This window comes from Rahnella bonaserana (genome assembly GCF_019049675.1).
GTDB lineage: Bacteria > Pseudomonadota > Gammaproteobacteria > Enterobacterales > Enterobacteriaceae > Rahnella > Rahnella bonaserana.
Genome location: NZ_JAFMOW010000068.1, coordinates 118,299 through 133,393 on the forward strand (window position 1 = coordinate 118,299; position 15,095 = coordinate 133,393).

Here is a 15,095-nt window from a genome sequence, read left to right on the forward strand (position 1 = left end):
AGACCGCACAGACCGAGGAGAGATTTATGTCCCGCTACGGCACGCAAAAACTTTATATCAACGGACGTTTTCAGGACAGTACCGGTGATGAAACCTTCGATGCAGTGAACCCGGCCAATGGCGAAGTGATTGCCACGCTGCAATCCGCCACGCACACCGATGTCGATCTGGCGGTGAAATCTGCGCAGAAAGGGCAGAAAGTCTGGGCGGCGATGACGGCCATGAGCCGCGCACGTATCTTGCGCCGCGCCGTGGATATTCTGCGTGATCGCAACGATGAACTTGCGGCGATTGAAACTGCCGATACCGGCAAACCGCTGTCCGAAACGCTGGCGGTGGATATCGTCACCGGCGCAGACGTGCTGGAATATTACGCCGGGCTGATCCCTGCCATTGAAGGCCAGCAAATTCCGCTGCGCGATTCTTCCTTCGTTTATACCCGCCGCGAACCGCTGGGCGTGGTCGCAGGTATCGGCGCATGGAACTACCCGATTCAGATTGCGCTGTGGAAATCTGCTCCTGCGCTGGCGGCCGGGAATGCGATGGTATTCAAACCGAGCGAAAACACGTCGCTGACCGCACTGAAACTGGCTGAAATCTACACCGAAGCGGGCGTGCCGGATGGCGTGTTCAGCGTGGTTACCGGTGCGGCCAGCGTCGGCCAGGCGTTAACCGATCATCCTGATATCGCTAAAGTCTCGTTCACCGGCGGCATCAAAACCGGCAAGAAAGTGATGGCCAGCGCGTCGGCCTCCACCCTGAAAGAAGTGACCATGGAACTGGGCGGTAAATCGCCGCTGATCATCTTTGAAGACGCGGATCTCGATAAGGCGGCTGACATTGCGATGATGGCGAACTTCTACAGTTCAGGTCAGGTGTGTACCAACGGCACCCGCGTATTTATTCCGAAAGCGCTGCATAAAGCCTTTGAAGCCAAAGTGCTGGAACGTGTGAAGCGTATCCGGCTGGGCGACCCGACTGACGAAAACGTCAACTTCGGTCCGCTGGTCAGTTTCGCGCATATGGAATCCGTACTGCGTTATATCGAAAGCGGCAAGCGTGAAGGCGCGACGTTACTGACCGGTGGCGAACGTGTGACTTCCGGTGAATACGCGAAAGGCGCTTATGTGGCACCGACCGTGTTTACCGACTGCCGCGATGACATGCTGATTGTCCGCGAGGAAATCTTCGGACCGGTAATGAGCATTCTGACCTATGAAAGTGAAGAGGAAGTGATCCGCCGCGCCAACGATACCGAATACGGTCTGGCCGCCGGACTGGTGACGCAGGATCTCAACCGTGCGCATCGTGTTATTCACAAACTCGAAGCCGGGATTTGCTGGGTCAATACCTGGGGCGAATCGGCGGCAGAAATGCCTGTCGGCGGCTATAAGCACTCTGGCGTTGGCCGCGAAAACGGCGTCACTACGCTTGAGCATTACACCCAAATCAAATCCGTGCAGGTCGAACTGGGCGAATTCAGCTCAGTCTTTTAATCCGCCGCAACAGAGGAGATTTTAATGGATTACGATTACATCATTATCGGTGCCGGTTCTGCCGGCAACGTTCTCGCCACCCGTCTGACCGAAGACAGCAACGTCAGTGTGCTGTTGCTGGAAGCGGGCGGCCCGGATTATCGTCTGGATTTCCGCACACAAATGCCTGCGGCACTGGCATTCCCGTTACAGGGCCGTCGTTACAACTGGGCATATGAAACGGATCCTGAACCGCATATGAATAACCGCCGTATGGAATGCGGGCGCGGTAAAGGCCTGGGCGGTTCATCGCTGATTAACGGTATGTGTTACATCCGCGGTAATGCGATGGATTTTGATAACTGGGCGAAAGCGCCGGGTCTGGAAGACTGGAGTTATCTGGACTGCCTGCCGTATTTCCGCAAAGCCGAAACCCGCGATATCGGTCCGAATGATTTTCACGGTGGCGACGGACCGGTCAGTGTGGCGACGCCGAAAAAAGGCAATAACCCGCTGTTCCACGCGATGATTGAAGCCGGTGTGCAGGCTGGGTATCCGCGAACTGACGATCTGAACGGTTATCAGCAGGAAGGTTTTGGTCCGATGGACAGAACCGTGACACCGAAAGGCCGTCGTGCAAGTACAGCGCGCGGGTATCTGGATCAGGCCAAACCGCGTGCCAATCTGACCATCGTGACGCACGCGCTGACCGACAGAATTCTGTTTGAAGGCAAGCGTGCCACGGGCGTCAGCTATTTCCACGGTGACGACTACAACGCTAAAACGGCGAAAGCAAAACGCGAAGTGCTGTTATGCAGCGGCGCGATTGCGTCACCGCAAATTCTGCAACGTTCGGGTGTCGGCGCAGCGGAGCTGCTGAACCGTCTGGAGATTCCGCTGGTGCATGATTTGCCGGGCGTCGGCGAGAATCTGCAGGATCATCTGGAGATGTACCTGCAATACAGCTGCACCCAGCCGGTGTCTTTATACCCGGCCTTGCAGATGCACAATCAGCCTGCGATTGGCGCGGAATGGTTATTTAAAGGTACCGGCGTAGGTGCCAGCAATCAGTTCGAAGCGGGCGGATTTATCCGCAGCCGCGAAGAGTTTGCCTGGCCGAATATTCAGTATCACTTCCTGCCGGTGGCGATTAACTACAACGGCAGCAACGCGGTGAAAGAGCATGGTTTTCAGGCGCACGTGGGTTCAATGCGTTCGCCAAGCCGGGGCCGCGTGCAGGTGAAATCGAAAGATCCGCGCCAGCATCCGAGCATCCTGTTTAATTACATGGCAACCGAGCAGGACTGGCACGAGTTCCGCGATGCTATCCGCATCACGCGTGAAATCATGAACCAGCCAGCGCTGGATCCTTACCGTGGTCGTGAAATCAGTCCGGGTGAAAACGTACAGACTGACGAAGAACTGGATGCGTTTATCCGCGAGCACGCCGAAACAGCGTTCCATCCTTCGTGCTCCTGCAAGATGGGTACCGATGAGATGGCGGTGGTTGACGGAGAAGGGCGTGTTCACGGGGTAGAAGGCCTGCGCGTGGTGGATGCCTCCATCATGCCGCAGATCATTACCGGCAACCTGAATGCGACGACGATTATGATCGCGGAAAAGATTGCCGATAAAATCCGCGGGCGTCAGCCGTTACCGCGCAGTACCGCAGAGTATTACACCGCGGGCGATGCGCCGGTTCGCACGACACCGTTGAAGAAATCTGCCTGATAAATTGGCTGTAAAACCTGTGTTAAAAAGAGATATTCTCAGGAATATCTCTTTTTTTTGCGTTCAGAAAAGGCAGGGCACTTATTCATGACCGGATCATCATCACTTCACTGGCAGGATTACCATCATAGCGAACTGAACACGGCACAGCTTTACGCCATTCTTGCACTGCGCAGCGAAGTGTTTGTGGTAGAGCAAACCTGCGTTTATCAGGACATCGACGGGCAGGATCTGGCCGGTGAAAACCGTCATATCGTCGCCTGGCTGGACGGTAAAATAGCCGCCTACGCGCGTATTCTGCGTTTCGACGATGAGGTGGCAATCGGACGGGTGATTGTTGCCCCTTCCGCACGTGGCCTGAAACTGGGATATCAGCTGATGGAACAGGCACTGGCAGCCTGCCAGAAACACTGGCCGGGCGCGCGCGTCGCGATTTCCGCGCAGGCGCATTTGCAGGGGTTCTATGGCCGGCTGGGGTTTGTGGCGTATACGGAGATTTATGATGAAGATGGGATTGCGCATGTGGGGATGGAGTTGAGGTAAAGGGTTAGCCTTTAGCTTTAACGTCAACGTCAACGTCAACGTCAACACCGTGGGTTGCCACCCACACCGGCCTTAAGAGGCGCCTGTCGCCGCGTCTCTTAAGAATCTCCGGCTCTTTTACTGCGCGCTGCCGCTGGGACGATGGACATGTTCCGGTGTATTGGTGAGTGGCGCAAAATGTCATCGCTGCGCGATTCCCGAATTTCAGGTTTCGAGCCATAGGTCTCGAACCGTTCATTCGGTGCCATTTTTGAGCACGCCAATCCACTTTTCTAAAAGATAAACATCAGTTTGATGTTGAATTTAAGATCGTGCGGGCGATTCAGAAATCCTGCCGAACGGAGCGGCCTGAAGACCAATGGCTTCAGGACCGAGAGAGGGAACCGCGCAGCGGCAAGATTTCCAGCCTGTCGCTGTGATACCTGAAACATAGCCAGCGAGCGGAGCGCGTGTTGAAAAAAGCGAGGGGAGTTCAGAGGGGAAAAGCCTTTCCCCTCTGGTCGGTTTCGGCGCGGCGAGTTAAGTGCTCGCAGCACTTGAAAAACCGAAATTGTCTCGGACTAATCGAAAGAGCCCTCAGTGCAACTGCCTCACTCCCAGTACGCCGGGCTTCCGTACTTCTCCACCAGAAAATCAATCACCGCCCGAACTTTTATCGAAGGACGACGGCTGTTCGGGTACAACGCGGATATGGTCTGCGGCTCCGGCGATGTCGATACCTGATAATCTTCAAGCACGCGGACCAGGCGACCGTCTCGCAATGCATCGCCTATCAGCCAGGCAGGAAACACCACCAGCCCCATGCCGTCGATCCCAGCCTGCGTCAGGGTTTCTGCATTATTGCTGGTCAGTGATCCCCGCAGGCTCAGCGAGCGCCATTCCTGTTCAGGCTGGCGAAAGTACCAGCGTTGCGAACCGGCAAAACCTTTGAAAACCAGACAACTGTGACTGGCTAAATCTTCCGGCGTTTTCGGCGTTCCTTCCCGGGCCAGATACGCCGGGCTGGCAGCCAGACGGAAATTCTGATAACCGAGCGTACGCGCCTGTAAGGTGGAATCTGTCATCACGCCGATGCGGATCAGCAAATCTACGCTGTCCTGTAGGGGGTCTATGAAATCGTCGGTTTGCATCAGCTCAATATTCAGGCGCGGGTATCGCGCGTTCAGTTCATGCAGCCACGGCGCAAGGTGTCGCTGGCCAAATACTACCGGGGCGTTGATGCGGATCAGCCCGCCGGGTTCGCTGTCCTGTTCCTGCAAATCCAGCGCAGCGAGTTCTAACTGAGCCAATACCTGACGGGCATGGTCTGCCAGCAGTTTGCCCGATTCTGTCGGGCTGACGGCACGCGTATTTCTGTACAACAGTTGTGTCTGCAACGCCTGTTCCAGTTGAGAAATCACCCGCGAGACGGTTGACGGCGACATCGCCTCACGGCGCGCCACTTCAGAGAAATTTCCCTGATCCAGTACAGCGACATACAGCCGCAAAGCCTGAATGTTGATCTGATTAAAACCTTTCATCTGTGCAATTCCTGCAAAGGTATTTTCCTCATTGTGCGGTTTTTCGCATAGTTCTGTCACGTTATAGTCGCCGCCTCTCAAAAACAAAAAGCAGGGTAAAAATGAATCTGATGTTAATTCCGTTGGTCATTCTGGCGGGGATGGGGCTGTCACTGGAGGCGGGTCTGATTGGTCCGCTGGGAACAGAAGTCGGGCATCTGTGGGCAACACTGAGTATTTTCGGTGTCGGTGCGGTACTGACCGGTTTGCTGGTGCTGTTTTTCAGCCCGCGTAATGCGCCGTCGTTCACAGAGCAACCGGGCTGGAAACTGCTGGGTGGCGTGCTTGGCCCGGTCTATGTCGTGGTGCTGACGTTGGCGACGCCGGTCATTGGGATCGGCATGACCATGATTGCGATTTTGTCAGGGCAGGTTGCAAAAAGTGTGCTGATCGACCATTACGGCTGGTTTGGTACGCCGCATAAGAAAGTCGGCGGTGAACGCCTGCTGGCTCTGCTGTTTATCGTTGCCGCACTAATTCTGATTGCCTGGGGCTGAAACATGACTGAAATGATTATGATTATTCTCGCGATTGTCGCAGGTGCTGCGCTGAGCATGCAGGCGGCAGTCAACGGACAGTTAGGGGAAAAGGTCGGTGTGCTGAAAAGCGCCTTTCTGACCTTCAGCGTCGGCGCAGCAATTACGGCCGTGCTGGTGCTATTCCTGCAAACGCCGCAGCCGGAAACCTTACTGACGGTACCGAAATGGCAACTTGCGGGTGCGTTATTTGGTGTGCCTTATATCATTGTGATGGTGACTGCCGTCCCGCGTGTCGGTACCGCAGCGGCAACTGTTGCAGTCATCCTCGGACAGCTGAGTATGGGGATGTTGATCGATAATTTCGGCTGGCTGGATAATCCGCAAATTGCGTTGTCATGGCACCGGCTGGCGGCTATTCCCTGCCTGATCATTGCGCTGGCGCTGATATATCGCAGTAACCGAAAAGCGGAATAATCTCTGAAAGTAAAAAGACCCGTCTCTGTAATAGTGGCTATTGCAGGCGCGGGTCAAATATCATCGGCTCGCGTTGTACTGAACTCAGTAAATCGACAAAAGCCGGATGCAGCGGATTCAGCAATACGTTGTATTCCGACGGCACGATGACCGACGGTACTTTCAGCCCGACATAATCACCCTCCGCGAGCCACTCGTCACCCTGACGTTGTGTGCTGTCCGGCGGCGATGCACTCCGCCAGTCAGATGCCAGCTCGGAAACTTCCAGCGTATCCAGCAGGTCTTCCGGCACTTCAATACTCAGTAAGGTATACGACCGCATCAGCATGCTGTTTTGCAAATGCACCAGGATTTCCAGGATCGCCAGCGAAATACTGGTGGTGACATAAACTACCGGTCTGCCCGGCGGATTCCAGCGCCCGCCATAAAGCTGCGCACCGGCACCCGACCAGGCTGTTGCCAGATGGCGTGTCTGAACGATACGAAACAGCTTCAACTGAAAACACCGTGCTCAAGACGACCGATCAGACGGCTGACTTCCACCGCGCCCGCTTCAGAGGACAGCAGTTCCAGCGGACGTGAGCCATCCAGCGCCGGAGCAGGGCGGGTGAACCACTCGAGCGCAGAGACACGATCCCCTTCAAACAAATCGGTGGCGGCATCTACGATGCGTACCAGCCGCGCGACACGTTCGCTCTCTTCACTTTTCAGCAATCCGTTCCCGGCTTTACGACGCGCATAATTGCGTTCGTTAATCCCCATTATTTCCAGTAACACCATTTTCGGCCATCCCAGCTCAGTATTAAGACGGCTGATACTATCAACCGGAAATCCCTTTTGTATGGCATTAATCAAACTTATTCCGCTGCTTGCGGGAAGTCCCGCAGACTGCCAAAGCGGTGTTGCAGGTTCTTGCAAAAGGCTGGAAGACAGCCCGGAAATTTTAGAATTCATATTGCGTCCCTCCTTACCGTTATTTGTCATTACTATAGCATGACAAATAACGAATGTTCATTTTGTGAACGATATTTTTTCTTGCGTCTGATCACGTGAATGAAATCGAGGTGAAACATATGTGTGATCAATATCACATTAGGGATGTATCAGAATGAAACAGAAATTGACAAACCTTGACCAAATCTATTTATTAGCTAAGAAAAGTCGACTCTTGTAGGAAGTAACTGGAAATTGCAGGTTTTATGCACTATGTGCAGCAATCGGTTGCGGATCACAGTTTTAGGGTTTGTTTTATGCAACGTCGGAAAGTGGCAAGGCGTTGTCCCACCCCCGCTTCTGGTATAAATATGAAAAATAAAATTATTGCAGCAGGCGCTTTGATGGCTTTGTCCTACAGCGCGACCGTGCTCGCTGATGATAGCAAGGGCGAATTTGTTTCTGACTGGTGGCACCAGAGTGTTAACGTTGTAGGCAGCGCAGATACCCGTTTCGGGCCGACATTGCGTAACGATGTTTACCTTGAATATGAAGCGTTTGCGCACAAAGACTGGTTTGATTTCTACGGCTATATCGATATCCCTAAAACCTTCGGCGCCGGTAACGGTAACGACACCGGTATCTGGGATAAAAACGGTTCTCCGCTGTTTATGGAAATCGAACCGCGTTTCTCAATCGATAAGCTGACCGGCACTGATCTGAGCTTTGGTCCGTTCAAAGAATGGTACTTCGCTAACAACTATATCTACGATATGGGTCCGGACAGCGATAACCGTCAGAACACCTGGTACATGGGTCTGGGCACCGATATCGACACCGGTCTGCCGATGAGCCTGTCTCTGAACGTGTATGCAAAATACCAGTGGGAAAACTACAGCGCTGCCAACGAAAACAGCTGGGACGGTTACCGTTTCAAAGTGAAATACTTTGTTCCGCTGACGCAGCTGTGGGGCGGTAACCTGAGCTATATCGGGTTCACCAACTTCGACTGGGGCTCCTCACTGGGTGATGACGATTTCCGTGACCTGAACGGCAACAAAGCGCGTTCTAACAACTCTATCGCGTCCAGCCATATTCTGTCCCTGAACTACACTCACTGGCATTACTCGTTCGTGGCGCGTTACTTCCACAACGGCGGCCAGTGGGCTGACGGCGCAGAGCTGAACTTCGGTAACGGTAACTTCGATGTGAAGTCCACCGGCTGGGGTTACTACGGCGTGATCGGCTACAACTTCTGATCCCCGAATCTGACCAGCAAAACCCGGCTTAGGCCGGGTTTTTTGTTTTTATTTCCCCCGCATGATTGAGTGTGCAGAGATCTTTTTTCGCTATTGCGCGAAAAATGTACACAAGGGGAGGCGATCCCAGGGCGCTGTTGTGGCATAATGCGCGCCAAATCACATTTCCCAATTAAGAGCGAGCGTTGTGCTAAGTACTTACAACATCACCATGCAATTCGGCAGCAAGCCGTTATTTGAAAACATTAACGTGAAATTTGGCGGCGGTAACCGTTATGGCCTGATTGGCGCGAACGGTTGTGGCAAGTCCACTTTCATGAAGATCCTCGGTGGCGATTTAGTGCCTTCCGGCGGTAACGTCGTTCTTGATCCGAACGAACGTCTCGGTAAATTACGCCAGGATCAGTTCGCCTTTGAACAGTTCAGCGTGCTGGACACCGTGATCATGGGCCACACCGAATTGTGGGAAGTGAAGGAAGAGCGCGACCGCATTTACGCCATGGCGGAAATGAGCGAAGAAGACGGCTACAAAGTGGCTGATCTGGAAGTGGCTTACGGTGAAATGGATGGCTACAGCGCAGAATCCCGTGCCGGCGAACTGCTGCTGGGCGTAGGCATTCCTGTTGAGCAACATTATGGCCCGATGAGCGAAATCGCGCCGGGCTTTAAACTGCGTGTGCTTCTGGCGCAGGCACTGTTCTCCGATCCGGAAATTCTGCTGCTCGACGAACCGACGAACAACCTGGACATCGATACTATTCGCTGGCTGGAGCAGGTGCTGAACGAACGTAACAGCACCATGATCATCATTTCGCATGACCGTCACTTCCTGAACATGGTGTGTACGCACATGGCGGATCTGGACTACGGCGAACTGCGTGTTTATCCGGGCAACTACGACGAATACATGACGGCGGCCACGCAGGCTCGTGAACTTCTCAGCGCCAATAACGCCAAGAAGAAAGCGCAGATTGCTGAACTGCAATCCTTCGTCAGCCGCTTCAGCGCCAACGCATCCAAATCTAAACAGGCGACGTCCCGTGCCCGTCAGATTGATAAAATTCAGCTCGATGAAATTAAAGCATCCAGCCGTCAGAACCCTTACATGCGCTTCGAGCAGGACAAGAAACTGTTCCGTAATGCGCTGGAAGTGGAAAAAATTACCAAAGGTTTCGACAACGGTCCGCTGTTTAAAAATCTTGGCCTGATGCTGGAAGTCGGCGAGAAAGTCGCGATTCTGGGTGCCAACGGTATCGGTAAATCGACCCTGCTGAAAACGCTGGTCGGTGAGCATGAGCCGGAAAGCGGTTCTGTGAAATGGTCCGAAAACGCCAAAATCGGTTACTACGCACAGGATCACGAATACGAATTCGACGATACCCTGAACGTATTCGACTGGATGAGTCAGTGGAAATCCGAGAAAGACGACGAGCAGGCTGTACGCGGTGTGTTAGGCCGTCTGCTGTTTGGTCAGGACGATATCAAGAAGAAAGTGAAAGTGCTTTCCGGTGGTGAGAAAGGGCGCATGTTATTCGGGAAACTGATGATGCAGCGTCCAAACATCCTGATTATGGATGAACCAACCAACCACCTTGATATGGAATCCATCGAATCGCTGAACATGGCGCTGGAAATGTACGAAGGTACGCTGATCTTCGTTTCCCACGACCGTGAATTCGTCAGCTCGCTGGCAACGCGTATTCTGGAAATGACCCCGACCCGTGTGATTGATTTCTCCGGTAACTACGAAGATTACCTGCGTAGCCAGGGCATCAACACCTGATTCGCTTCATCCTTCGCGTTGTCTCGGCGTTGGCTGCCTTTACTCAACCCGGTCACTTACCGATGTAAGCTCCCGGGGATTCGTGCAGTTGCCGCCTTGATAAAACGCGAATGATTTTGCGAATTGTTTTGCGTGTCGCAAAAAATAGAAAACCGCCGATAAAGGCGGTTTTTTTGTGTCTGAGAATTTACTGATTCAACAATCACCACACACTTCACAATGCGGATCTTTCATCAGTTTCATTTCGCGAAACTGCAACGTCATGGCGTCGAACATCAGCAGTTTTCCGCGCGGAGTTTCGCCAAATTTTGTCAGCAGTTTGATGGTTTCCATCGCCTGCAAACTGCCGATGGTGCCGACCAGCGGGGCCATGACGCCAGCTTCCACGCAGGTCAGCGCATTTTCACCGAACAGGCGGCTCAGGCAGCGGTAGCAGGGCTCCTGCGGCTGGTAGGTAAATACGCTGAGCTGACCTTCCATGCGGATAGCGGCGCCGGAAACCAGCGGTTTTTTTTGCGCGAAACATTCACTGTTCAGCTGATTACGCGTCGTGACATTGTCGGTGCAATCCACCACCACGTCGCAGGCAGCGATCAGCCCACGCAACAAATCGTCATCCGCCTGAGCATTGATCTGATTTAAGCGGATGTGCGGATTGATTGCCGCCAGGGCTATGGCGGCGGATTCGACTTTCGGCATCCCGATCCGCGCGTCAGTGTGCAGCGTCTGACGTTGCAGGTTTGAGAGCGATACCGTATCGAAATCCAGCAACGTTAAGGTGCCGGTGCCTGCTGCCGCCAGATATTGCGCGGCGGCGCAGCCTAAACCCCCCAGCCCGACAATCAGCGCATGACTGGCTTTCAGCTGTTCCTGCGCATCAAAATCAAACCCTTTCAGCACTATCTGGCGGTTATAGCGCAGGGTTTCAGCGTCCGTCAGTTCCGGCAGAGTCGCCATATTCAGCTCCGCAGCAGCGCGTTAAAAGGCTCGATTTCGACGATTTCGCCCGCCGTGACATTGTCGCGTTCACGCTCAAGCACGATAAAACAGTTTGCCAGGCTGAATGAGCTGAAGACGTGCGAGCCCTGATGACCGGTAGTGCGCACTTCCAGCTGACCTTCTGCATTGGTGCTGAAAATACCGCGCTGGAAATCGAGGCGACCGGGCGATTTTTTCAATGGCGTAACGGCCTTCGCCTTCAGACGTGGCGGGAACTGCCAGGCGCTGTGACCGGAAAGCTGAGCGATGAAGGGCTGAACCAGCTGATAAAACGTCAGTGCAGCCGACACCGGATTACCCGGCAGCCCGCAGAACCAGCTGTCTTTCAGTTTTCCGAATGCAAACGGTTTGCCTGGTTTCATGGCAAGTTTCCAGAAACCAATTTCGCCCAGTTCATCCAGCATCTGTTTGGTGTAATCGGCTTCACCGACGGAAACACCGCCGCTGGAAATCACCAGATCGGCAAATTCATTGGCTTCTTCAAACGCTTTACGTAATGCCTGCGGATCGTCGCGGATAATCCCCAAATCCAGCACCGTACAGCCGAGTTGCTCAAGCATCAGACGTACGGCAAAACGGTTGGTGTCATAAATCTGGCCTTCCTGCAAAGGCGTACCGACAGGTTGCAGCTCGTCACCGGTGGAGAACACGGCGACTTTCAGCGGCTTCCAGACCTGCACGTGCGTTACGCCAAGGGACGCCAGCAGCGGTAATTCTGCCGCACCCAGACGCACGCCTGCAGGCAAAACGCTGTCGCCTTGCTTAATGTCATCTCCGGTCAGGCGGATATTCTGGCCTTTTTGCGCTGTTGCCGTGAAACGTACTCCTGCATCTGAAACTTCAGCCTGTTCCTGCATGATTACTGCGTCGGCACCGGCGGGAACCGGCGCACCGGTCATGATGCGGATACAGGTTCCGGCAGGCCATTCGCCATGAAAAGGCGCACCGGCGAAGGCTTTTCCCGCCACCGGGAGGACGGCCCCCTCGTGCAGATCGTCAAGGCGCAGGGCATAACCGTCCATCGCGGAGTTATCAAAAGGCGGGACAAAAATCGGGGAAAGTACCGGTGCGGCGGTAATACGGCCTGCTGCGGTCGCCAGTGGCAGAGATTCGGCATCCTGCACTGTTTTTTGGGGAACGTAAGCGCGCATTTTATCCAGCGCTTCCTGAAGTGAGATCAAACCTGCAGTGTTGAATTCCATCAAAATTCCTTAATGATTCAGCCCGGCGACGCGGGCTTACTCACCGGCGACGGACGGGAAAATGGGGCATGAGCATAGTATGACAGAGAATCGGGACGAACCAAAAACCGCTGAAGGCGTAAAAACTTCGTGGGGATTTCTGAAAAATTGAGATCGATCCCAAAATTACGAATGTAACGCGGGTATCATACTTACCGTTATTTGTGATTTGTGTCACATATCTGTCATATACACAGGAATAACCGGTGCTTAAAAAAAATCGCCATCAGGCCATCCTTCAGTTGGTAGAACAACATGAAGTGTTACAGGTTAGCGAACTGGCACAATCGCTGGATGTGAGTCTTGAAACGATCCGACGTGATTTGAGTGAAATGCAGGACAAGGGATTGATTTTACGCCGCCATGGACGCGCGCGTCGTCTGGCCGCTCAGCCTGAAACATCCTGGCTAAACAGTTTGCAGCGCTGCCCGCAGCTTTAAAGGCGCAGCTAAATAAGAAAAGGGAAGGCTTTTATGCCTTCCCTTTTTTATGTTTAAAGTTCAGCGATCACTGCGCGGGTTGTTGCTCCAGCGCCTCGGCTTTGCTGTTGACGGAGGCGAAAATCAGCGCCACCAGCAAGAAACCGTAGGCGAGGGTGGCGGTATTGAGTGCCCAGAACAGGCCGTACTGGCTGTAAACCAGCGACGACAGCGTGGAGAAAATCAGCGTACCTATCGTGCCGATGGTCAGTAAGGCTGAGGTCAGTGTCGGTGGAGAATTTCTGACCTGTAGACTGCCATAACTCATGATCCCCGAGAACAGTCCGGAGTTACAGAACCCGAACAGACCGGCACATATCAGGATCAGCGTAGGGTGCGCACTGTTGGCGGCAACTGCCAGACAAACCAGCCCGACGACCGTTGAAAGCAGCAGATAGGTACGCAGTTTCACGAAACGTACCGTGAACTGATTCACGAACAGGCCGATGGATTTCACCGTCCAGTACGTGGTGATGTAAAACGCAGCCCGGTCTGCAGCCATACCAAAATGCTCTTTCAGCCAGCTCGGCAGCCACATGGTAAAAATCGGTTCTGCCAGCAGAAACGCAAAAAGCGCGAAGCACAATACCCACACCGACACTCCCCAGCGCGGATGCAGAGCGTCAGTCTCGGATGTGGTTTGCGCTGCCTGCGGAATGGAAGGGAATTTCTGCCCCAGGCACAACACAATCATCGCCAGGCTCAGCACCGCCATCACGCCATACATCGCCAGCCAGCTTGCGCCGTGCTGGAACAGATAGCCGAGCAGCAGGGATAACACCACGCCCGCAAGTGCAAAGAAGAAATCGGTGAGAATAAGATTCGCCGAACGCTTTTTCGCATCCTCATTAATACGCACCACCAGATAACTGCCGATGGACATCATAATCCCCGATGCCGCACCAATCAGGAACACGCCAATGCCAAACATGGTGATCGTCGGCATAAGAAAAAGCGCGATGCAGGTCAGCACCGAAACCGCAGAGCCGGTAATCAGCTGCTTGCCCGGATCGAACTTACGCATCAGGATGCCACTGATCATAATCGGCAGGAACAGGCCGATATTCATCAGCGTAAACATTTGCCCGATAAAACCGGGGTCTTTATCAAAAGCCTGCGAAACAGGGCCGATAACAATGCCCAGCGTAGAAACCAGCGCACCGGTGAAGAAGTAACTCAGCCAGGAAATCATATTGATCCGCCGGCGGTTAAATGTCTGTTCCATAGCCGTTCCTTATTTAGCCGGCGCAGCCAGGCTGGCGAAGAAGGCGCGGATCAGGCGGGTGAAATCACCGACGGCGAGTTTCGCGCAGCTCAGGGTTTGCTCGTGGGAAAGCGGGGTGTCGGAAAGCCCTTCAGCAAAGTTGGTCATGGCGGAGACCGCCAGTACTTTAAGTCCGCAATGGCGTGCAGATATCACTTCCGGCACGATGGACATCCCAACCACATCGCAGCCTAATATTTGCATCATGCGGATTTCTGCCGGTGTTTCGAAGTTCGGGCCGGTATAGGCAGCGAAAACCCCTTCGGCGACGTCGATGTCAAGTTTGCCTGCGACGGTGTGCAGCTGAGCGCGTAAGTCTTTGTCATAGGCGTTGGCGAGGCTGAAAAAACGCGGACCAAAGCGGTCATCGTTCGGACCCGCCAGCGGCGATTCCGGCATAAAACTGACATGATCGGTCAGCGCCACCAGCCTTCCGGGCGCGACTTCCTTGCGCATCGAACCGGCGGCATTGGTTGCCAGCAGAAATTCACAGCCAAGCAGTTTGCAGGTGCGCACCGCGCTGGTCATCACCGCCATACCGTGGCCTTCATACATGTGGCCGCGGCCTTTCATGCACATCACCGGCACACCTTCGAGCGTGCCAAGTACCAGTTCACCGGCATGACCGACAACGCTGCTTTGCGGGAATCCCGGTAGCTCGCTGTAAGGAAGGGTGACGGCGTCCGACATATCGTCACACAAGGCGCCCAGGCCAGAACCGAGGATCAGGGCGGCTTTCGGAATAAAGCCGGGTGCGCGCTGGCGGATAAGGGCGGCGCAGTCAAAAGCATTGTTATTGAGCATGATCACTTCTCTCATTTTTCACAGTAGGGTGGGAGTGAAGGCAATGCTAGTGTGGGCGGCTGTTGCGGTCTA

General features: G+C 54.0%; 15 protein-coding genes. 8 read left to right on the forward strand and 7 right to left on the reverse strand.

The window, feature by feature from the left end; genetic code table 11:
• The first annotated feature begins 26 nt into the window (after window positions 1–26).
• From betB to J1778_RS22245, 3 genes are all read left to right on the forward strand, one after another.
• On the forward strand, window positions 27–1,496 hold the full coding sequence (gene betB, locus J1778_RS22235; protein WP_217175007.1) for a betaine-aldehyde dehydrogenase: 1,470 nt from the start codon (window positions 27–29) through the stop codon (window positions 1,494–1,496).
• Between the two features lie 24 nt (window positions 1,497–1,520).
• Window positions 1,521–3,206: a choline dehydrogenase gene (gene betA, locus J1778_RS22240; protein ID WP_217175008.1), complete on the forward strand. Its 1,686-nt coding sequence runs from the start codon at window positions 1,521–1,523 to the stop codon at window positions 3,204–3,206.
• 87 nt (window positions 3,207–3,293) lie between these two features.
• Window positions 3,294–3,749, forward strand: coding sequence for a GNAT family N-acetyltransferase (locus tag J1778_RS22245; protein ID WP_217175009.1), 456 nt, complete (start codon window positions 3,294–3,296; stop codon window positions 3,747–3,749).
• Window positions 3,750–4,339: 590 nt separating this feature from the next.
• Here J1778_RS22245 and J1778_RS22250 read toward each other — a convergent pair.
• The gene (locus tag J1778_RS22250) at window positions 4,340–5,269 is read right to left on the reverse strand and encodes a LysR family transcriptional regulator (RefSeq protein ID WP_217175010.1); all 930 of its coding nucleotides are present in this window, start codon (window positions 5,267–5,269) and stop codon (window positions 4,340–4,342) included.
• A 101-nt stretch (window positions 5,270–5,370) separates the two neighbouring features.
• On the opposite strand from J1778_RS22250, the gene J1778_RS22255 reads away from it, so the two are divergent.
• Together J1778_RS22255 and J1778_RS22260 are read left to right on the forward strand one after the other, a co-directional pair.
• Window positions 5,371–5,805 carry a DMT family transporter gene (locus tag J1778_RS22255; RefSeq protein ID WP_112291477.1) on the forward strand — a complete coding sequence of 145 codons (435 nt, stop codon included), beginning with the start codon at window positions 5,371–5,373 and terminating at the stop codon, window positions 5,803–5,805.
• 3 nt (window positions 5,806–5,808) lie between these two features.
• Window positions 5,809–6,261 carry a DMT family transporter gene (locus tag J1778_RS22260; protein WP_112291479.1) on the forward strand — a complete coding sequence of 151 codons (453 nt, stop codon included), beginning with the start codon at window positions 5,809–5,811 and terminating at the stop codon, window positions 6,259–6,261.
• A 37-nt stretch (window positions 6,262–6,298) separates the two neighbouring features.
• On the opposite strand, the gene J1778_RS22265 is transcribed toward J1778_RS22260, so the two are convergent.
• Window positions 6,299–6,757 carry an RES family NAD+ phosphorylase gene (locus J1778_RS22265; RefSeq protein ID WP_217175011.1) on the reverse strand — a complete coding sequence of 153 codons (459 nt, stop codon included), beginning with the start codon at window positions 6,755–6,757 and terminating at the stop codon, window positions 6,299–6,301.
• Complete coding sequence (gene parS / locus J1778_RS22270) at window positions 6,754–7,215, reverse strand: type II RES/Xre toxin-antitoxin system antitoxin (RefSeq protein WP_217175012.1); 462 nt, start codon at window positions 7,213–7,215, stop codon at window positions 6,754–6,756. Before parS ends, J1778_RS22265 begins: the two co-directional genes overlap by 4 nt.
• A gap of 350 nt (window positions 7,216–7,565) precedes the next feature.
• On the opposite strand from parS, the gene J1778_RS22275 reads away from it, so the two are divergent.
• Together J1778_RS22275 and J1778_RS22280 are read left to right on the forward strand one after the other, a co-directional pair.
• Complete coding sequence (locus J1778_RS22275; RefSeq protein ID WP_037036097.1) at window positions 7,566–8,453, forward strand: nucleoside-specific channel-forming protein Tsx; 888 nt, start codon at window positions 7,566–7,568, stop codon at window positions 8,451–8,453.
• 187 nt (window positions 8,454–8,640) lie between these two features.
• Window positions 8,641–10,236, forward strand: coding sequence for an ABC-F family ATPase (locus tag J1778_RS22280; protein ID WP_217175013.1), 1,596 nt, complete (start codon window positions 8,641–8,643; stop codon window positions 10,234–10,236).
• Between the two features lie 195 nt (window positions 10,237–10,431).
• Here the strand turns inward: J1778_RS22280 and moeB are convergent, their stop codons facing one another.
• Together moeB and moeA are read right to left on the reverse strand one after the other, a co-directional pair.
• Complete coding sequence (gene moeB / locus J1778_RS22285; RefSeq protein WP_217175014.1) at window positions 10,432–11,193, reverse strand: molybdopterin-synthase adenylyltransferase MoeB; 762 nt, start codon at window positions 11,191–11,193, stop codon at window positions 10,432–10,434.
• 2 nt (window positions 11,194–11,195) lie between these two features.
• Window positions 11,196–12,437, reverse strand: coding sequence for a molybdopterin molybdotransferase MoeA (gene moeA, locus J1778_RS22290; RefSeq protein ID WP_217175015.1), 1,242 nt, complete (start codon window positions 12,435–12,437; stop codon window positions 11,196–11,198).
• Between the two features lie 245 nt (window positions 12,438–12,682).
• Between moeA and J1778_RS22295 the strand changes: the two genes are divergently transcribed.
• Window positions 12,683–12,916 (forward strand): DeoR family transcriptional regulator, encoded by a 234-nt coding sequence (locus J1778_RS22295; protein ID WP_013574728.1) that lies wholly within the window; start codon window positions 12,683–12,685, stop codon window positions 12,914–12,916.
• Between the two features lie 67 nt (window positions 12,917–12,983).
• Here the strand turns inward: J1778_RS22295 and tsgA are convergent, their stop codons facing one another.
• Entirely contained in the window at window positions 12,984–14,180 is a 1,197-nt protein-coding gene (gene tsgA, locus J1778_RS22300; RefSeq protein ID WP_217175016.1) for an MFS transporter TsgA, read from the reverse strand.
• A 9-nt stretch (window positions 14,181–14,189) separates the two neighbouring features.
• Window positions 14,190–15,023: a xanthosine phosphorylase gene (gene xapA, locus J1778_RS22305; protein ID WP_217175017.1), complete on the reverse strand. Its 834-nt coding sequence runs from the start codon at window positions 15,021–15,023 to the stop codon at window positions 14,190–14,192.
• Between the last annotated feature and the right edge of the window lie 72 nt (window positions 15,024–15,095).